18 protein-coding genes and 4 tRNA genes are annotated in these 19203 nt (G+C 39.0%); 18 read left to right on the forward strand and 4 right to left on the reverse strand.

Annotation, left to right across the window (positions count from 1 at the left end):
* Positions 1-22 precede the first annotated feature (22 nt).
* From aroB to ABD009_RS10630, 3 genes are read left to right on the forward strand one after another with little or no spacing between them, the layout of a single operon-like run.
* Entirely contained in the window at positions 23-1090 is a 1068-nt protein-coding gene (gene aroB / locus ABD009_RS10620; RefSeq protein ID WP_343825231.1) for a 3-dehydroquinate synthase, read from the forward strand.
* Positions 1087-2619: an AAA family ATPase gene (locus ABD009_RS10625; RefSeq protein ID WP_343825233.1), complete on the forward strand. Its 1533-nt coding sequence runs from the start codon at positions 1087-1089 to the stop codon at positions 2617-2619. The genes aroB and ABD009_RS10625 overlap by 4 nt, the downstream gene beginning before the upstream one ends.
* An 8-nt stretch (positions 2620-2627) precedes the next feature.
* Positions 2628-3461 (forward strand): Dam family site-specific DNA-(adenine-N6)-methyltransferase, encoded by an 834-nt coding sequence (locus ABD009_RS10630; protein WP_155696331.1) that lies wholly within the window; start codon positions 2628-2630, stop codon positions 3459-3461.
* Between the two features lie 23 nt (positions 3462-3484).
* Here ABD009_RS10630 and ABD009_RS10635 read toward each other — a convergent pair whose 3' ends face one another.
* Both ABD009_RS10635 and ABD009_RS10640 read right to left on the reverse strand, forming a co-directional pair.
* A complete protein-coding gene (locus ABD009_RS10635) occupies positions 3485-3664 on the reverse strand; it encodes a DUF2970 domain-containing protein (protein WP_343825235.1) in 180 nt (59 codons plus the stop codon).
* Between the two features lie 5 nt (positions 3665-3669).
* A complete protein-coding gene (locus ABD009_RS10640) occupies positions 3670-3948 on the reverse strand; it encodes a hypothetical protein (protein WP_343825237.1) in 279 nt (92 codons plus the stop codon).
* A 162-nt stretch (positions 3949-4110) separates the two neighbouring features.
* Here ABD009_RS10640 and ABD009_RS10645 point away from each other — a divergent pair, with 162 nt between their 5' ends.
* Both ABD009_RS10645 and ABD009_RS10650 read left to right on the forward strand, forming a co-directional pair.
* The gene (locus tag ABD009_RS10645; RefSeq protein WP_343825239.1) at positions 4111-4980 is read left to right on the forward strand and encodes a hydrogen peroxide-inducible genes activator; all 870 of its coding nucleotides are present in this window, start codon (positions 4111-4113) and stop codon (positions 4978-4980) included.
* A gap of 94 nt (positions 4981-5074) precedes the next feature.
* Positions 5075-5410: a ComEA family DNA-binding protein gene (locus tag ABD009_RS10650; protein WP_343825241.1), complete on the forward strand. Its 336-nt coding sequence runs from the start codon at positions 5075-5077 to the stop codon at positions 5408-5410.
* Between the two features lie 8 nt (positions 5411-5418).
* Here ABD009_RS10650 and ABD009_RS10655 read toward each other — a convergent pair whose 3' ends face one another.
* A complete protein-coding gene (locus ABD009_RS10655) occupies positions 5419-6651 on the reverse strand; it encodes an EAL and HDOD domain-containing protein (protein WP_343825243.1) in 1233 nt (410 codons plus the stop codon).
* Positions 6652-6993: 342 nt separating this feature from the next.
* On the opposite strand from ABD009_RS10655, the gene ABD009_RS10660 reads away from it, so the two are divergent.
* The gene (locus ABD009_RS10660; protein WP_343825245.1) at positions 6994-7890 is read left to right on the forward strand and encodes a methyl-accepting chemotaxis protein; all 897 of its coding nucleotides are present in this window, start codon (positions 6994-6996) and stop codon (positions 7888-7890) included.
* Between the two features lie 27 nt (positions 7891-7917).
* Here ABD009_RS10660 and ABD009_RS10665 read toward each other — a convergent pair whose 3' ends face one another.
* Positions 7918-9144: a GNAT family N-acetyltransferase gene (locus ABD009_RS10665; protein WP_343825247.1), complete on the reverse strand. Its 1227-nt coding sequence runs from the start codon at positions 9142-9144 to the stop codon at positions 7918-7920.
* Positions 9145-9288: 144 nt separating this feature from the next.
* On the opposite strand from ABD009_RS10665, the gene ABD009_RS10670 reads away from it, so the two are divergent.
* The 12 genes from ABD009_RS10670 to ABD009_RS10725 all read left to right on the forward strand — a co-directional run bounded on the left by ABD009_RS10670 (position 9289) and on the right by ABD009_RS10725 (position 19102).
* A complete protein-coding gene (locus ABD009_RS10670; RefSeq protein WP_155696322.1) occupies positions 9289-10056 on the forward strand; it encodes a hypothetical protein in 768 nt (255 codons plus the stop codon).
* On the forward strand, positions 10057-10539 hold the full coding sequence (locus tag ABD009_RS10675) for a regulatory protein RecX (protein ID WP_343825250.1): 483 nt from the start codon (positions 10057-10059) through the stop codon (positions 10537-10539).
* Between the two features lie 32 nt (positions 10540-10571).
* The gene (gene alaS, locus ABD009_RS10680; RefSeq protein ID WP_343825252.1) at positions 10572-13196 is read left to right on the forward strand and encodes an alanine--tRNA ligase; all 2625 of its coding nucleotides are present in this window, start codon (positions 10572-10574) and stop codon (positions 13194-13196) included.
* 40 nt (positions 13197-13236) lie between these two features.
* The gene (locus ABD009_RS10685; protein WP_343825254.1) at positions 13237-14487 is read left to right on the forward strand and encodes an aspartate kinase; all 1251 of its coding nucleotides are present in this window, start codon (positions 13237-13239) and stop codon (positions 14485-14487) included.
* A gap of 118 nt (positions 14488-14605) precedes the next feature.
* Positions 14606-14797, forward strand: a complete 192-nt coding sequence (gene csrA / locus ABD009_RS10690) for a carbon storage regulator CsrA (protein ID WP_155696319.1) — start codon at positions 14606-14608, stop codon at positions 14795-14797.
* 189 nt (positions 14798-14986) lie between these two features.
* Positions 14987-15079: transfer RNA gene (locus ABD009_RS10695), tRNA-Ser, on the forward strand.
* A 23-nt stretch (positions 15080-15102) separates the two neighbouring features.
* A tRNA-Arg gene (locus tag ABD009_RS10700) sits at positions 15103-15179 on the forward strand.
* A gap of 22 nt (positions 15180-15201) precedes the next feature.
* Positions 15202-15278 (forward strand) — tRNA-Arg (locus ABD009_RS10705).
* An 86-nt stretch (positions 15279-15364) separates the two neighbouring features.
* Positions 15365-15441, forward strand: a tRNA-Arg gene (locus ABD009_RS10710).
* A gap of 472 nt (positions 15442-15913) precedes the next feature.
* Positions 15914-16147 (forward strand): OadG family protein, encoded by a 234-nt coding sequence (locus tag ABD009_RS10715; protein ID WP_155696317.1) that lies wholly within the window; start codon positions 15914-15916, stop codon positions 16145-16147.
* Between the two features lie 11 nt (positions 16148-16158).
* Complete coding sequence (oadA, locus tag ABD009_RS10720; RefSeq protein WP_343825258.1) at positions 16159-17967, forward strand: sodium-extruding oxaloacetate decarboxylase subunit alpha; 1809 nt, start codon at positions 16159-16161, stop codon at positions 17965-17967.
* Between the two features lie 4 nt (positions 17968-17971).
* A complete protein-coding gene (locus ABD009_RS10725) occupies positions 17972-19102 on the forward strand; it encodes a sodium ion-translocating decarboxylase subunit beta (protein WP_155696314.1) in 1131 nt (376 codons plus the stop codon).
* Positions 19103-19203 lie beyond the last annotated feature (101 nt).

Below are 19203 nucleotides of genomic sequence, written 5' to 3' on the forward strand. Positions count from 1 at the left end.
ACGATATAAAAGGGAGCTGTGAATGAAAAGCCTAACGGTAAACTTGGCTGAACACAGCTACCCAATCTACATTGAGCAAGATAGTAGTAACTTTAAATCTTTGCTCAAAACACATATCAAAGCAAAACAGGTAGTGGTTATCTCGAATGAGACCGTGCTACCTATTTTCTCTACTGCAATATCAGACGCACTTTCAGACTATGATGTAAGGTTTTTTACTTTACCTGACGGTGAAGAATACAAAACACTCGCAAGTTATGAATCAATAATGTCGTTTCTCCTTACTGAGCAGGTTGGTAGAGATGTCACATTGATCGCGCTTGGCGGCGGTGTAGTCGGTGATATCACTGGTTTTGTCGCTTCAACCTATATGCGCGGTGTCGACTTTATTCAAATCCCAACAACGTTATTGTCGCAAGTTGACTCCTCTGTAGGCGGCAAAACCGCAGTGAATCACCCTTTAGGAAAAAATATGATAGGGGCTTTCTATCAACCTAAAGCGGTATTGATAGATGTATCTTCATTACAAACTTTGCCTCCAAGAGAATTTGCTGCTGGCATTGCGGAAGTTGTGAAATACGGTTTGTTAGCTGATTCAGTATTTTTCGAATACTTAGAAGAACATGTTGCTCAACTTAAAGCGCAAGACCTTAATGTATTGTCTTACGTTATTGGCCGGTGCTGCCAAATAAAAGCTGAAATTGTAAGCGAAGATGAAAAAGAGCAAGGCAAGCGTGCGCTACTTAATTTAGGTCATACCTTTGGACATGCAATAGAAGCTGAGCAAGGTTATGGAAACTGGTTACATGGTGAGGCTGTGGCTGCTGGTATGGTTCAGGCTGCACAGTTATCACATAGCCGGGGTTGGTTGTCGCTTAACGACATAAAACGAACCACGAGTCTTTTAGAGAGCTTTGACTTGCCAGTTCAAGGGCCAGCTTCTATGAACCTAGAGTCTTATCTTAAGCATATGAAAAAAGACAAAAAGGTTCTAGCCCAAACCATTAGATTTATATTGCTCAAATCTCTTGGTCAAGCGATACTGGTTTCAGATGTTAGCGACGAAGAATTGAAAACTATATTGGTATGACAAATACACAAATTACAAACGGCTTTTATATTCCTCCTTCACGTCAACGATTTTTAAATACGGTTCAAGAACTGCTCTCTCGAACTGGTATAGTGGCAATGGAAGGCACTGTAGGCATAGGGAAAACCTCTATGCTTGAAGAGTTGTTAACGTCCGCATTGCCAAACGCCAATAAATGTTACTTAACTGCCGTTAGTTCAATCAATGATATACAAGTTCGTAGCCGTATCATTGAGCAACTTTTTGGTAATGTATTATTTGATCCTGAAAAGCCAATGTTAAATGCGTTTCTTGAGTTTGGTGGAAATACTGAACTTATGATCGCAATAGACAATGGGCATCACTTGTCAGGGCAAATCATAGGTGAAATTTTACAGGTCGTTGCTGAATTTAAAAAACAATCCCGCGTTATTTCTGTTTTGTTTACCTTTGACAAACAAATAACCAATACGATAGGAAGCATAACGTCGGCTTTAATTAGTGTTATGCCCATCCCAAAATTCTCAGAAAAAGAAAGCTATATTCTCATTAAACAATCATTTGATGATGTTCCTAGCCCTGATACTGCAAAAGTAAAACGCTGGATTGAAAACGCTCAAGGGAATCCTATTCAGTTATTGGCATTTGATACACAAGACGCCCTAAAATTAGCTAAACCCGTTACGATGAATATTAAACTTTGGGTTTCGAATCTTGTTGTTGTTAGTTTGTTATTGGCCCTCGGCGTGTATATGTATCGGTTATACTTCACCGAAGAACAGTCGTTGCCTAAAACCATTAAAGAAAAAACAATTAAGCCAACGGTTGAGCCGATGGTGTCTGATTGGTCGAGTGCTAAAGTTAAAGAGCATGTTGTTAAAGTTAAACAAACTCAAATGCCTGAAGATAATGCTGCATCAAGTAGTGATATTTTAGAGGCGCTCAATAACGCCATGAAACCTCAAAAAGAAGTTGAAGCTGTAACCGCTAATATTGAACCTACAAAAGCTAATATTGAACCTGCAGCAGGAACTCTTGAGTCAGTACCAAATGTGAACAAGCAAAGTTTACCGGTCGAAATAGCTAAAGAAGCCATTTCTGAACCTGTCGTAAATCTTCCAGAGAGCTCCTCGAGTGAGAAAGAAATCAGTCTTGCTCCTTCAGAAGCAGAGTTTGGTTCAGAGTTAGATGCAGAGTTAGAATCAAACTTGCCTTCAAGTATCGCCCCTTTAACCGTTGCCGGTTATCGTGTTAACAACCAACAAATGTTAAGTTTGCCGAGTAATAAATTTGTTTTACAACTAACGGCAGTAAGTCAAGAATCCACACTTGAAACTTATTTAATAGAAAAAAGGTTAGATGCGAAGTTAACTCGAATTTACAAAATAAGCCGTAATAATTCAGATTGGCTAGTCGTAACCTATGGATTATTTGATACCATAGCGTCTGCACGCGAAACAGCAAAAAACATTGACCAAAATGCTTGGGCTAAATCCACAGAGGCTATTCAGCAGCAAATAAAGTCATACAATGAATCACTAAGCCAATAGAGTTACCAATGAAAAAGAAAACTAGAGCCTTTTTAAAATGGGCTGGCGGAAAATATGGCTTAGTAGAACAAATTAACGGTCGATTGCCGGAAGGTAAAAAGTTAGTAGAACCCTTTGTTGGTGCAGGCTCCGTATTTTTAAATTCCAATTTTGATAATTATTTATTAAATGATGTGAATCCCGATTTAATCACTCTTTATAAATATGTTAAAGCACGCCCCGTTACCTTTGTTAAAGACGCTAGAAAACTCTTTTCACAAAAGAATAATGACAAGGTTGCCTACTATGGTCTTAGGGCCGAATTCAACCAAACAGACGACCCGTACTATCGTTCATTGTTATTCTTGTATTTAAATCGCCACGGTTTTAATGGCCTCTGCAGATACAATCTAAAAGGGGGGTTCAATGTTCCTTTTGGTGACTATGGAAAGCCTTATTTCCCAGAAGACGAAATCTTCGCTTTCTCTGAAAAAGCCAAAAAAGCAAAATTTGTTTGTGAAGATTATAAGAAAACATTTTCTAGGGCTCGAAAAGGCGCTGTCATATATTGTGATCCACCTTACGCTCCGCTATCTAGCACGGCCAACTTTACGAGTTATGCGACGGGTGGTTTTGACGCAAATGAGCAAGCAAAGCTAGCCAAAGTTGCTGAACGAGCTGCGTTTAAAAGGAACATACCTGTTTTAATCAGTAATCATGATACTGAGTTAACTAGAAAACTCTATGATCAGAGTGAGCAAAGCTTTGTTAAGGTTTCTAGAACAATCAGTCAGAACGGAGCTGGCCGTCAAAAGGTGGGTGAGATTTTTGCGTATTACGCTAATAAACCGAATGATAAATAGTTATTTTTCTAGAAGGTAACTAGCTACCAAAGAACGATATTAACAATAGTAACAAGTAATAAAACTAAGCCGATGGCTAGAATCACTCCAGCAAGGATAAAGGGGAATGGTGTTTCAGATTCGAAATCTTTTTCATGCGATTCGGATTTTTGTACTCCAAAAAAAGCAGCAGCTGCACTTTTAAACGCCTGAATTAAAGTCAAATTATTTACCTTATGCTTTTACCCGGTGTATGGTCTGAAAATTCTGGATACTTAGGTGTTTCATCAGCATACATGAGTTCAATTAAATCAAAAAAATGAAATTGAGTAGTTTTGTTATCCGTTAACCAGCCCCACCACGTTACTTTCTTCACTTCCGATAACTGACAATCTTTATCGTCAGTACCTTCATGCAGGCAAGGCAAAGCATCAGCATTAACTGAAAGTCCTACACCAGCTAAGAACAGGGTAGCAATAACAAATTGTAAAGGCTTGAATCTAATCATTAGATGTTCCCTAAACAAGTCTCTAGTATGTAGCATAAGTTTATTTTCATACTTTACACAATTAATGCGTTAAACCACCAAGTTTTTGAGTCAAAATTGAAAAAAACTGGTTATTAATTTGTGATAGTATCAGCGATTACTTTTTTAGAACCATATATAACTATGAAATTGCCTAAACTGCAACAATTAAAATACTTAGTTGCACTTCATGACACGGGACATTTTGGTCATGCAGCAAAAAAGTGTTTTGTTTCTCAATCAACATTATCAAGTGCCATTCAGGCGTTGGAAGAGCAGCTCGATTCTCAGTTAGTAGAACGAGATCACAAAACCTTTGTGTTTACCGCATTAGGTCAAGATGTAGTTGTGAAAGCCAGAAATATTCTAGAGTTGAGTGCCGACTTGGTGGCATCATCATCGTCAAACGGTGATGAGTTTTTAGGTGAATTGCATGTTGGTATTATTCCAACGATAGCGCCATTTTTGCTTTCTGAGTTAATTCGTCACTGCAGCGCTCAATATCCGCACTTAAAGTTATATTTACGCGAAGACACGTCAGAAAACAGTTTGTCTTTGTTAAGAAGCGGACAACTGGATATGGTTCTTTTGGCTACACCTTATGACACAAGTGAATTTGTAGAGCTTAGTTTAGCAAGGGACCCATTTTATAGAGTTTCACACCCTCAGAATTCTGAAGGTAAAATCTACTTACTAGAAAGTGAACACTGCCTCTCTGATCACGCAATATCAGGCTGTCATCTTACTGATAACTCGCATATTCAACCCTTTCAAGCAAGTAGCCTAAACTCTTTACTAGCCATGGTAGAGGGTCACAAAGGTGAAACTTACTTACCTAAATTAGCCATTAACTCTGGGGTTTTAAATGGTTCGGAGCTTTTAGCTGAGCCGCTAACATTTGAAGATGCGGCTCGAAATATTAGTCTGGTTTGGCGTAAAACCAGTCAAAGACGTGAGTTTTACGTAGCTGTTGGAAACTTGTTTGAGTCGGTATTAAAGACAAAACTACAATAAACTAGACCTAAAACTGCACTGACCTACACTCGAAAAATAGCCTTTTTTAAATGACTCTTACTACAGGGAAATAAGTCCCTTATAAGGAGATATTATGAATAAATTAAATAAGGTTGTTGTCGCATTTTTGCTATCTAATGTTAGTTTTTTTGTTACCGCATCAAATCAAAATACAAGTGAAGTAGGTGCTGTGCCTTACACTGAGTCTGATACCTCAATGAAAAGCTCAGCACAAAATACCAAGCTAGATGTTAATGCCGCGACAGCGGAACAGCTAGTCTCAATTAAAGGTATTGGTCCATCTAAAGCTGCCGCGATTATTAAATACAGAAATGAGATTGGCGGCTTCACCTCTATCGAGGAGTTAGTAGAGGTTAAGGGAATTGGCCAAAAAGCTTTGGCCAATTTGAAACTATTTCTGAAAGTTTAATTAGGTCGTTAAAACTCAGAGTCATTTTGAAGTACTGAAATTTGCTCATCAGCCCAATTGACGGCACTTGCGTAAATTTCAGGTACTTTGGCATCCGTTAGATTTAGAGCTTTTTCAGCTTCATATTCAGAATCCCAGTCACCGCGTTCATAAGCCTTTGCTAATTTTAGAAATTCAGCTAACTTTCCTTCACCTTCAATTAATGCCACTTTGATCTCGTTAGCCAATGGTAATTGTTCCATCACTTTCTCAATCGTTTCATCTAAAATGGCATCTATCAAAGACATCATTCCAGTTAAAAATGCTTTGCCGATATCTTGGCTTTTTTCCGCTAGTGCTAGTTGTTCGCAAAAACGAGCTCTAACCATCGACATTTTTAATAATTCACCAGGCTTTGAGCTATTCGCTTGAGTAGAAAAAAGAAGTGATATGAACTTCTTCAGTTCTAAATGACCTAGGGCAATAATAGCTTGCTTGATTGTTGATATCTCAGATACGCGAGAAAAAGCAGCTGAATTCGCATACCTCAATAACTTGTACGAGAGGTTGATATCCCGTTCAAACACCTGAGTTATTTTAGGGATATTCACATCTTCATTTGATGTTTCATACAATAATTCGGCGAGTGTCATTTGCGCAGGCGATAGATTTTTAGTTTTTACCATTTCAGGCTTAGAAAAGAAAAAACCTTGGAAGTATGTAAAACCGACAGATTTACACCATTCAAATTCTTCAAGCGTTTCAACTTTTTCAGCTAAAAGAGTGATCTCAGGGTATGCCTTTAAATCAGCTAGTACAGAAGTTACTTCGTCCTGAGACATACTTCTGAGGTCAATTTTTATCATGCTTATATAAGGATAAAAATGTTTCCATACAGGCTTATGCTCATAGTCATCTAACGCGATGGTATAACCTTGTTCATGTAACTTTTGGACTTCAGATAGTAAACGCTTACCTGGCTGAATAGTTTCTAATAACTCAACCACTAATGTGTCTGGCGACATCATACTCGGATATTTTTTAGCGATTGTCTCTAAAGTGAAGTTGATAAATGCGGGTTTGCCGTCTGTAAGGTCTTCAAGGCCGAAGTTTATTTGGGCTCCTTCGATAATTCGAGACGTTGCCATATCGCCATCGACGTCAGGAAAAACATTATCTACGCCATCCCTAAATAAAAGTTCATATGCGTAAAGGTTTTTGTCTGCGTCAAGGATAGGTTGACGAGCCGCGTAAAAGTACATTAAAAATTCACCGCGCTAAGGGTTAGAGAGATTATGAATAATGTAGTGATTTTAGACTCAAATGCTGAAAAACTCATCTTATTTTTGAATAAATTCAGTTCGATACAAAATTTATGCATCAAAACCAGTTAAATATAAACGCTAAATTAAATTTATTTTAAGTAACTTTTTGATTACATACTATAATTACTGAAACTTAGTGGTTATCAGTAAAGTTTTTCTTAATCTGACCGATAACTTCAAAGCTAGTTACTTGATTAGACTTAAATAATATTTCTAATGAATTATAGCTTTCCTAAATTTTTAAACTTTAATCTCACTAAAAACCGAAGGTTTACACTAATGTTGAATTTTTTGAAGCCAGCTATTCCTGCTGGGCATACAACAATAAGCATAAGAGAGTTGAATGAACTTAAAGAAAAAGCTCAAGCTTTTGATAGTTCGTCAAATGCAAATTCTCTAGAAATTGCACATCAAATTCACGATACCGCTAAGAGTGTAAATCAGGTTGCCGAAGATAAGCTGCACTCTGTTGATGCCGGCGTTCAAGAAATTACGGCGTTTTTAGATCAGAGCAGTGAAATAGAAGTAAACTCTTCAAGCTCGCAAGAAAGTGCTAATGAAACGTTTCAAATGAGTCAAGAGTCTATAGAGCAGCTTGCAAGCCTAGTAAATACAATTAAGAGTTCAGCGACTTTTATTTCTGAATTCACTCAACTTTTATCTTCGTTAGATGAGAATAGTAAAAACATCGACCATTTAGTTGAATCGATTAAAGGAATAGCAGAACAAACAAATTTACTCGCGCTAAATGCAGCAATTGAAGCAGCGAGAGCGGGCGAACATGGTCGTGGCTTTGCGGTAGTTGCCGATGAAGTGCGTTCACTGGCGAATACCGCCAATAGTTCTGCGGATCAGATTCAAACTGAAATGAAGAAGATCATGGATATCTCGTCTTCTATTATCACCAAGCAGTCAGAAGTAGAACAGTTAATGGACACCTCTGTTGGTATCGCGGATGAGACTACCGTTAGGTTAAGTGCGTTAGCAGAGCTAGCTGAAACCAGTAAATCTTCTGTAGAACAAACTATTACTATGGTTCAGCATCAGCTAACTTCATCACAAGATATAATGAGTCATCTTGCGCAGATACGAGAAGAAACTGAAAATACCATCAACGGTTCAGCAAAGAATTTGGCGTTAAGCGCTCAATTAATTGAATCATTGCAGCAAAAGTAATTAGTCATTTTTAAACAGAGGCCGACATTAATTGTCGGCTTTTTTATAGGGTAATCGCTCATCGCAAGCTTGCATATAGTTTGAATTGTGAAGGGCTTCTTCAATGCAAAACTGTTCAACTGCGTTATGAAAAGGCTCAAGGGCTAATGTATGTAGGGAATTAGTTTCAATAGGCTTAAATCCTCTCGCTATTTTGTGTTCGCCCTGAGTACCTGGATTAAAGCGTTTAAGTTTGTGCTCAATACAAAACTCAATTCCTTGATAATAACAAGCTTCAAAATGTAGCTGTTCAAACTCACCAAGCGCTCCCCAATAGCGACCATATAGAGTTTCGTCATCAACAAAATACAGCGCGCTAGCAACAACTTTATCTTCATAATTACAAAGTAATAGTCTTACTTTATTTGCCATGGTTGAGAAAATTTGCTTAAAAAATGTTTTGTTTAAGTAGCCTGCTCGGCCTCTTTTTAAGTAGGTGCTTTGGTAACTTAAATAAAAAGCTTCTAATTCATCATCGGTAATTTCATTACCTCGTTTCCAATAAAAACTGAAAAGCTGACTAACCTTATTACGCTCCTTTTTAATCATCTTCCTTTTTCTGGCCGTTAAAACAGACAAGAAGTCTTCAAAGTCTCGAAAATAACTTTCTGGCTTTGTGTCTAATGCAGTGGCTAATGAATCCGTCGTAGCAATTGTTCTGTTGTTAAACCAATGAAATTGATTGCCAACTCGGCGAATAAAATTTTGGTTAGCTGCTGGTAACGTTTTATCAGCCTGATCTTCAAGGAAAAGTAAGTGACAACCAGAGTAACCTTTTTGGTTTGCATAATGATTGGCAACATCAAGTGCTGAGTCTATGCTTAAACTGCTATTTCCTATCCATTTTGAACAAGGAACTGGCGAGTATGGAATGGCGATCGTGTATTTAGGGTAATATTCTATTCCGTTACGGTGATAAGCATCGGCCCAAGCCCAATCAAAAACATATTCACCATAAGAGTTTGTTTTTTTGTAACCTAGCAATAAACCGCACTGTCCCTTATTTTCAAACAGCAAATACTCTGGCAGCCAACCCGTATGCTTGCCAATACTGCCGCTATCCTCAAGTGCAGATAAAAACTCAAATGAATTAAAAGGCGTCGCTACATTACGAAATACTTTACTTCGTTGAGCGTCCGTTAAATCATGTATAGAGTATAAAACTTGCCAATGTTCAGGCAGCAATGAAGTTGTATTCGTTCCGGTGTCAGACACATTTTTCCTTACAGGCAAGTAATTCAGCTTTTAGGTGATGGATTTCACTATTTATTAAGGTATTATTATCTATTGGCTAAATATCAACAATTAATCGACTATTTTTAACGTAAATAGTAAAAACCAATAAGTAGACTTTAAGATATGGAATTAGAAGTAACAAGAGCAAAGGTGTTTTCCGGTGTTACTTGGATAAAACAAGGTTGGAAAATTTTTACATTAAAACCTTCTGTATTTATGGCCTTGAGTGCAATCGTTGTTGTTATATCTATATTGCCAGGGTTAATTCCGTTCGCTAACTTTATTGTATTGTTTTTAATGCCTTTTATTTCATTAGGTTATTACCAAACAATTACCAATGTAGAACATGGCGAAAAAGCTGAAGTTCCTGATGTATTTCAGTATTTAGGTAAAATTCCACAGTATGGTGTGCTACTCAGAGTTGCAGCGGTTTCCTTGTTATTATCAATACCTGTCACTTACATAATGACTGATATGCAAGCTGTGATATTGCAAGAACAAATACCGCCTTTTCATAATATTCTAACACTAGCTGTTTTAATGTTTTTAAATGCAATGCTAACGGTTTTTGCAGCACCTACTGCATGGGTTGCACCTAAAACACCACTTAGTGTTATTTTAAAAAATAGTTTCAAAGCTTGTTGGATTAATGCAATGCCATTAACAGTTTACGGCTTACTCGTTTTTATTATCGCGACAATTAGCATGCCGTTTATCCTTATAGGTTGGTTAATAGCATATTCACTAATTACCATTAGTTTTCTACAAGCCTTTTTAGACATTTATCAACCAGTCCATAAGGTAAATGAACCATCTGAAGAAGCAACGGTGGAAGATATCACACAAGCAAACCTTGAATCTGATGATACGAATACTGATATAAAACAATAAATGAGTTATAAACAACCGATAAAATATGATCCAATAATTGACCCTAAAAAGCTATACAACAGGGCTTTGTATTGGTTGTCGAAAAGAGATTATTCGGTTGCTGATTTTCAAAAGAAGTTAGACAAAGTTTGTGAAATAGAAGAAATGAAAAGCTCTTTAATCATTCGTTTAATAGAAAACGATTGGTTGAGTGAATCAAGATATATTGCTGCATTTGTTCGAAGCAAAATTGCAGCAGGGTTAGGAACATATAGGATCATTAATGATCTTAAGCAGCACGGTGTATCGTCAGCAGACGCTGAAGCTTGTATAGAATCTCAAACCACTGATTGGTTTGAACAGGCCAAAGATACATATCACCGAAAGTACGGTGAAACAGAAGTAGAAGAATATAAAGAACGAGCGAAACGATTTAGGTACATGCAGTACCGCGGCTTTTCGGTTGATCAAATTAATTATGCGATGTCGCCAGAAGAAGATTGAGCGACTATTACAAACATTTTTAGGTAGCACATATGTACAATACAACGGCCAGTTTAAGAACCGCCTTTTTAGAGTTTTTTGCAAGCAAGCAGCATCAAATTGTTGCCTCAAGTTCTTTAGTTCCAGGTAATGATCCAACATTACTATTTACCAATGCCGGCATGGTACCGTTCAAAGATGTATTTTTAGGTGCTGAACAACGTCCTTATACTCGTGCAACTAGCGCACAGCGTTGTGTTCGTGCAGGCGGAAAGCATAACGATTTAGAGAACGTTGGTTACACAGCGCGTCACCACACGTTTTTTGAAATGTTAGGTAATTTCAGCTTTGGTGATTATTTTAAACAAGATGCTATTCAATACGCATGGGAATTCTTAACTAACGTTTTAGAGTTACCTAAAGAGAAGTTACTTGTTACCGTTTATGAAACTGATGACGAAGCATTTGATATTTGGAATAAAGTTATTGGTGTTCCTGCGGAAAAAATCATTCGCATAGGTGATAAGTCTTCAGACAAAAAGTTTGAATCTGATAACTTCTGGTCAATGGGCGATACCGGACCTTGTGGTCCATGTTCTGAGATCTTTTATGATCATGGTGAGCACATTTGGGGTGGTCCTCCTGGCTCTCCAGAAGAAGACGGCGATCGTTTCATTGAAATCTGGAATATTGTTTTTATGCAATTTAATCGTTCGGCTAATGGCAATATGGATAAACTGCCAAAACCGTCGGTTGATACAGGTATGGGTATTGAGCGTATTGCTGCAATCTTGCAAGGTGTGCACTCAAACTACGAAATTGATATTTTCCAAACATTGATCAAAGCAACCGCTGACTTGCTGAACGTTACGGATTTAGAAAACAAATCACTACGAGTGATAGCTGACCATATTCGTTCGTGTTCATTTATGATTGTTGACGGTGTTATGCCGTCAAATGAAGGTCGTGGATATGTGTTAAGAAGGATTATCCGTAGAGCCGTTAGACATGGTCACCAATTAGGTGGCAAAGGTTTATTCTTTAATAAACTAGTAGCAACGCTGGTTTCACTAATGGGCGAGGCTTATCCAGAGCTTGCACAGAAACAAGCCGTTGTTGAGAAAATGTTAAAAATTGAAGAAGAGCAATTTGCTAAAACTCTAGAACGAGGATTGGCTATGCTTGAATCTCAATTGGCTGATTTATCAAGTACTGAAATTCCAGGCTCTGTCGTATTTAGTTTGTACGATACATATGGCTTCCCAGCAGATTTAACCGCTGATATAGCTCGCGAGAAAAATTTGACAATTGATGAAGCTGGCTTTGAAGCTCATATGCTGGAACAGCGCAAAAAGTCACAAGCGGCCTCTTCATTTAAAGCTGACTATAACGATCAGTTAACAACTACGCATCAGTCTGAATTCACAGGTTATGTAAATGATGCTTCAACTGCAGCAGTGCTTCAGTTATTTAGTAATGGTGAGTCTGTTGCTGAGTTAACCGATGGCGAGCAAGGTATCGTGATTTTAGACTCTACACCATTTTACGCTGAGTCGGGCGGTCAGTCTGGTGATAAAGGTGAAATCGAAGTAGCTGGAGGCACATTTGTTGTCGCAGATACTCAAAAGTTAGGCAATGCCGTAGCTCACTATGGTACAGCCAATGGCGTGATTAAAATTTCTGATAAAGTAAGTGCCAAAATAGATACGGCACGCCGCGATGCAATTCGTAAAAATCACTCGGCAACACACTTAATTCACGCAGCACTAAGAAATATTATTGGTGAACACGTTGGCCAGAAAGGCTCACTAGTTGAAGCTGATAAATTTAGATTTGATTTCTCTCATTACGAAGGCGTAACAGCGGAGCAAATTAAACAAGTTGAATTACAAGTAAACGAGCAGATCCAAAAAAACCACACTTTAGCAACGGATGTTATGAACATTGACGATGCTAAGAAAAAAGGCGCAATGGCGTTATTTGGTGAAAAATACGATGATGAAGTTCGCGTAGTTACAATGGGCGACTATTCAATAGAATTATGTGGTGGTACACACGTAGGTCGCACGGGTGACATTGGTTTGTTTAAAATTATCAGTGAAGCTGGTATTGCTGCTGGTGTACGTCGTATTGAAGCGGTAACAGGCTTAGCTGCGGTAGAATACATGCATGGCTTGGAGACAACGATATCTCAAGCGTCGGCTATATTAAAGTCAGAACCATCAGCGTTAGTTGAGAAAGTTGAGCAGTCGGTTTTAAAAACTAAAGCATTAGAAAAAGAACTTCGCCAGTTACAAGACAAAGTAGCCAGCGCACAGGGCAGTAATTTATCTGAACAAGTTAAATCAATAAACGGTGTTAATGTTCTGATAGTTAACCTTGGTGAAGCTGATCCTAAGTCTCTTCGAGGACTTGTGGATGACTTGAAAAACAAGATTGGCTCAGTTGCTATGCTACTAGCTGCTTCGGCTAACGGAAAAGTAAGTCTTATTGCCGGTGTAACTAAAGACTTAGTTGGAAAGGTAAAGGCGGGTGAGCTGGTAAATGTTGCCGCAGCTGAAGTTGGTGGTAAAGGTGGAGGTCGTCCTGATATGGCACAAGCAGGTGGTAGTCAGCCAGAAAACATTGAGGCAGCTATTAAAGCCGCTGATGAGTTTTTGGCCGGTAAACTAAGCTAAACCAATTTAACTTAAATCAATTTAAACTAGGGAATGTGCATTGGCACTACTAGTCCACAAATATGGCGGCACGTCGGTAGGTTCAATAGAGCGTATCAATGCTGTCGCCGATAGAATCATTCAAACAGTACAGCAAGGCCACCAATTAGTTGTTGTGGTCTCTGCAATGAGCGGCGAGACAAATCGTCTTATTAACTTAGCAACTCAATTGGATAACCGCCCCTCGAGTCGCGAACTTGATGTTTTGATGACGACGGGTGAACAAGTTACCGCTTCACTACTTTCTATGGCGCTGGTTTCCCGTGGTTACTCGGCCATCTCACTAATTGCCGATCAAGTTGGTATCAAAACTTCTTCTCACTTTGGAAAAGCTCGTATTCAGTCAGTTAACTCTGACATTCTTAAGGAACATATAGAGCATGGGCGCATTGTAATAGCGGCAGGTTTTCAGGGGCGAGACGAAGAGAATAATATAACAACTTTAGGGCGTGGAGGTACGGATACGTCTGCGGTGGCTATTGCTGCAGCCATTGGAGCGGAAGAGTGTCTAATATTTACTGACGTTGAAGGGGTTTATACAACTGATCCGCGAATTGAGCCCAAAGCGAAGAAGCTAGATTCTATTTCTTTTGAAGAAATGATTGAGTTCGCCAGTCTTGGGGCAAAAGTACTCCAAAAGCGCTCGGTGGAGTTAGCGGGTAAATACCAAGTAAAACTGCGAGTTCTTTCTAGTTTTTTGCCGTTAAATGCAGATTTATTAGAGCAGGGTACATTAATTACTTATGAGGGCAGGAAGTTGGAAGACTTTGTTATATCCGGTATTTCAGTTTCAAAAGATGAAGCCATGATCTCTTTTTACGATGTTAGCGTAAATAATTTCAACAGAGCAGAAATACTTACTGAACTGTCGGAACAAAACATAGAGATAGATATTGTTAGTCAAAGTGCAGTAAATGCCGCTAGAGGTAGTGTAATGGACTTTACTTTTACATTAGGCCAAAGTGACTATGTACCTGCATTAGTAATATTAAGGCAATATATTGAAAGAAATAAAAATATTTCAATAGAAAGTATGCAAGGTGATGAATCTGTTGCTAAGATTTCTTTAGTTGGAATTGGAATGAAGAGTCACGCAGGAGTTGTTAGTAAAGTTTTTACCGTACTAGCAGCTGAACACATTCCTGTATTGTTAGTTTCAACATCTGAAATTAAGATTTCAGTACTGATTGATCAAAGGTATACGGAACTTAGTGTAAGGGCGCTTCATAACGCCTTTGAATTACACATGTAAAATCAATTCAATTGTAAGATGCTTTAACTGTAGGTAGAATAGCAACAGTCAGCCCAGTGCTGGTATGGAGCTTTCACTTTATGAAAGAAACCTAAGTAAGCATATTAAGGAGCTTAGAATGCTTATACTAACTCGTCGTGTTGGTGAAACGTTAATGATCGGTGATGAAGTTACCGTGACTGTCTTAGGAGTGAAAGGCAACCAAGTAAGAATTGGTGTTAATGCCCCTAAAGAGGTAGCGGTTCATCGTGAAGAAATTTATATGCGAATTCAGGCAGAAAAAGGCGGAGCGCCTTCTGAAGCAGAATAGCAGACAACCGGCTTAGGCCGGTTTTTTTATGTGTAAAAAAGGTCTAGTGTTTAGATTTTAACGGTGTAGATAAAAGCATTTATTATAGCTTTGAATCAAATTGGTTAAAATGAAGGCAAACAAACACAGATTTACAAATTTTTGTTTGACTTATATTCTTAGATCATTACTATACACCCCGCATTGATTGGAGAGGTGGCCGAGTGGCTGAAGGCGCTCCCCTGCTAAGGGAGTATAGGGTTTGTAGCCCTATCGGGGGTTCGAATCCCCCCTTCTCCGCCATTCTTTGTGTTTTTATGTATTGCGCGCTCGTAGCTCAGCTGGATAGAGTACCTGGCTACGAACCAGGCGGTCGGAGGTTCGAATCCTCCCGAGCGCGCCATTCATAAAGTTTTAAATATTGCGCGCTCGTAGCTCAGCTGGATAGAGTACCTGGCTACGAACCAGGCGGTCGGAGGTTCGAATCCTCCCGAGCGCGCCATTTAAATCCCCCAAGTTATTCAAAAAATAAACCCTGCATAAACGGAATTTTCTCACTAGGTTTAGTAAGTTTTAAAAGACTATTGCGCGCTCGTAGCTCAGCTGGATAGAGTACCTGGCTACGAACCAGGCGGTCGGAGGTTCGAATCCTCCCGAGCGCGCCATTCTTTTGAAACACACCATCTAAAAATTCAAAAAAATATCGTCATCTACAAGTTCAAAACACACCACCTGAAAATTTAAAAAACATCATCTAAAACTAAAAACAAATATCGTCATAAAAGTCAGATCCGTCTCGGGTTGGATCAGAGCCCTCGTTAGGTTCGATATTTTGTATCGAACAAAATTAAATGCCTTTATTCGGTATCAACTTTTATGCTTTCTTTCCTTTTTTAGCCTAAGCTTACTTTTTAAACAAAACATCTTTCAAAGCACCTATTCTATTCACTTTTAGTTTGAATTTTGTAAATTTCATTTACAGAACTTTAGTAGTATTTTTCGATAAAAACTTTTGTTTTTAAGTGCTTTTATGGTAATTAAGAGTTAAAGCTCTAAAAACAGGTGAGCTGTCAGTTGTATTATTATTCAATCTGCGTAGTTTAAAATTCATCTTGCAATGTGAATTAAGGAAAAGTGATGTCAGTATCAGAGTTATTGTATGAGGCGGCAATCCTCATGGTTGTAGGAATGGTCGTCGTATTTATATTTCTTACTTTATTAATTTTTGCGACAAAACTATTGTCCAAATTTGCTGGGCAAGAGGAAGCGCCAGTAAATAATCCTGTTCAACCTTCAAACCTCAATGCTCCCGCACCTGTCATTGCCGCAATTAGTGCAGCAATTCATCAATATAAACAAAATAATAAGTAAAGGACTAAGACATGAAAAAGCCCTTGTTACTAACAGAATTAGTACTTCGTGACGCACACCAATCATTATTGGCAACTCGTTTGCGTCTAGAAGACATGTTACCCATCGCTGAGAAGCTGGATAAAGTAGGTTATTGGTCAATGGAGTCGTGGGGAGGAGCAACCTTTGACTCATGTATTCGATATTTAGGTGAAGATCCTTGGCACCGTATTCGCGAATTAAAGAAAGCAATGCCAAACACTAAGCAGCAAATGCTACTTAGAGGTCAAAACCTACTGGGCTATCGTCATTATGCTGATGACGTAGTTCAAAAGTTTGTAGAGCGAGCTCATCATAATGGTGTTGATGTTTTTAGAATATTCGACGCAATGAATGACATTCGTAACCTAGAAACCGCGATAAAGTCCGCAGTTGATGTTGGAGCTCACGCACAGGGCACAATTTCTTATACTGTTTCACCAGTTCATAACCTAACCACTTGGTTGGATATGGCAAAGCGTTTAGAAGATATGGGAAGCCACTCTATTTGTATAAAAGATATGGCTGGACTGTTAAGACCATATGAGTGCGAAGAGTTGATTACAGAGTTGAAATCAACGGTTGATTTACCAATCGCAATGCAATGTCACGCTACCACTGGCCTATCAACGGCGACTTACCAGAAAGCAATTGATGCTGGCATTGATATGCTGGATACGGCCGTGTCTTCAATGAGTATGACCTATGGACATACAGCAACAGAAACCACAGTAGCTATAGTAGAAGGTACAGACCGAGATACAGGTTTAGATCTTGAGTTACTTGCGGAAATTGCTGCCTACTTTAGAGATGTTCGTAAAAAGTATGCAAAATTTGAGGGTAGCTTAAAAGGTGTAGACTCTCGTATTTTATTGGCTCAGGTGCCAGGTGGCATGTTAACTAACATGGAAAACCAGTTAAGAGAGCAAGGTGCAGAAGATAAGCTAGATGACGTTCTAAAAGAAATCCCTCTAGTTCGTGAAGACTTAGGCTTTATTCCTTTAGTGACACCAACCTCTCAAATAGTAGGAACTCAAGCTGTTCTTAACGTGTTAACTGGCGAACGTTACAAGTCAATTACAAAAGAAACGGCAGGCGTTTTAAAAGGCGAATACGGAGCAACCGCAGCTCCTGTAAACAAAGAGCTGCAGCTTAAAGTACTTGATGGTGCTGAAGCGATAACTTGCAGACCTGCAGACGTGCTAGACGATGAATTAGAAAAACTGACATCTGAGTTGTCTGAAAAAGCCAAGGAAAAAAATATAGATTTAGCAACAGATGTTGTTGATGATGTATTGACCTACGCACTGTTTCCTCAAATAGGCCTTAAGTATTTAGAAAACAGGAATAACCCAGATGCATTTGAACCTGCGCCAACGGGTTTAGAGCTTCAACAAGAGGCTTCAAAATTGGCAGCATCAGATAGCACAAGCAATAATGTTGCAGAAGGTTACTCTGTATCTGTAGATGGTAAGGTTTATGACGTTGTAGTAGGGCCAACGGGTTCTGTTTCTAGCGTACAACCATCTGCATCTGCAGCACCTCAAGCAGCACCACAAAACGCTCCTAATGCTGTAAGCTCTTCGAATGCTACTCCTCTTGAGGCACCGCTTGCGGGCAATATTTTTAAAGTATTAGTTAAGCCTGGACAAGCAATTCAAGAAGGTGATGTGGTCATTATTTTAGAAGCCATGAAGATGGAAACGGAAGTAAGAGCACAGCAGGCAGGACAAGTAGTATCGGTTGATTGCAAAGAAGGCGATGCAGTATCTACCGGTGATGTGTTACTGAGCATAGGGTAAATTTATGGAAGGCTTACAAACACTCTGGGCATCAACGGCATTAGCTAATTTTGAGATTGGTCAAATAGTAATGATGTTAGTGGGTGGACTACTGTTATTTTTAGCGATTAAAAAAGGTTTTGAACCTTTACTGCTTTTACCAATTGGTTTTGGTGCCGTATTAGCAAATATTCCCCTGGCCGGTTTTACTGAGCCAGGCGGGGTGCTTTATTACATCTATTACGTTGGAATAGAAACGGGCGTGTTTCCTTTGCTTATTTTTATGGGCGTAGGAGCAATGACCGACTTTGGCGCGTTAATCGCAAATCCAAGAATGTTGTTCTTAGGGGCCGCGGCTCAGTTTGGCATTTTTGCCACTCTATTTGGTGCAATTGCGTTAAATTTAGTACCAGGCTTCGACTTCTCTTTAAAAGACGCCTCTGCTATTGCCATTATTGGTGGTGCCGATGGACCAACCGCTATATTTTTAGCATCTAAGTTAGCACCAGATTTACTCGGAGCGATTGCTGTTGCAGCTTATTCTTACATGGCACTGGTGCCTATTATCCAGCCTCCAATTATGAAGGCATTAACAACACCAGAAGAACGTAAGATAAAAATGGAACAGCTTCGTCAAGTAAGCAAAAAAGAGAAAATCTTATTTCCTTTAGCGGTTCTGTTTTTAACGATTCTATTTTTACCAGCAGCAACCCCGTTAGTGGGCATGTTTTGTTTAGGTAATTTGATGAAAGAGTCGGGTGTTGTTGACCGTTTGAGCAATACCGCACAAAACGAACTCATTAATATTGTTACTATCTTCTTAGGTTTGGCGGTTGGCTCAAAGTTAAGTGCAGATCAGTTCCTTACCATTGAAACCCTAGGGATTCTAGGTTTAGGCGCGGTTGCTTTCAGTATTGGTACTGGCACAGGTGTCCTGATGGCAAAGTTAATGTCTAAGTTTAGCGATAAGCCAATTAACCCTTTACTTGGGGCTGCGGGTGTTTCCGCGGTGCCAATGGCCGCACGTGTTGTAAATAAAGTCGGTTTGGAAGCAAACCCACATAATTTCTTATTAATGCACGCAATGGGGCCTAACGTAGCAGGGGTGTTAGGATCGGCAGTTGCAGCAGGTATTTTATTGGCTCTGGTAGGCTAAATGTTTACCGGCACATAACCCTGTAAAAATATAAAAACAGAAGCCCATTAAATTTAATATTTAGTGGGCTTTTTTTATTATGAAGAAATCGCACAACTTCA

Source organism: Psychrosphaera haliotis (assembly GCF_039523615.1).
Lineage (GTDB): Bacteria > Pseudomonadota > Gammaproteobacteria > Enterobacterales > Alteromonadaceae > Psychrosphaera > Psychrosphaera haliotis.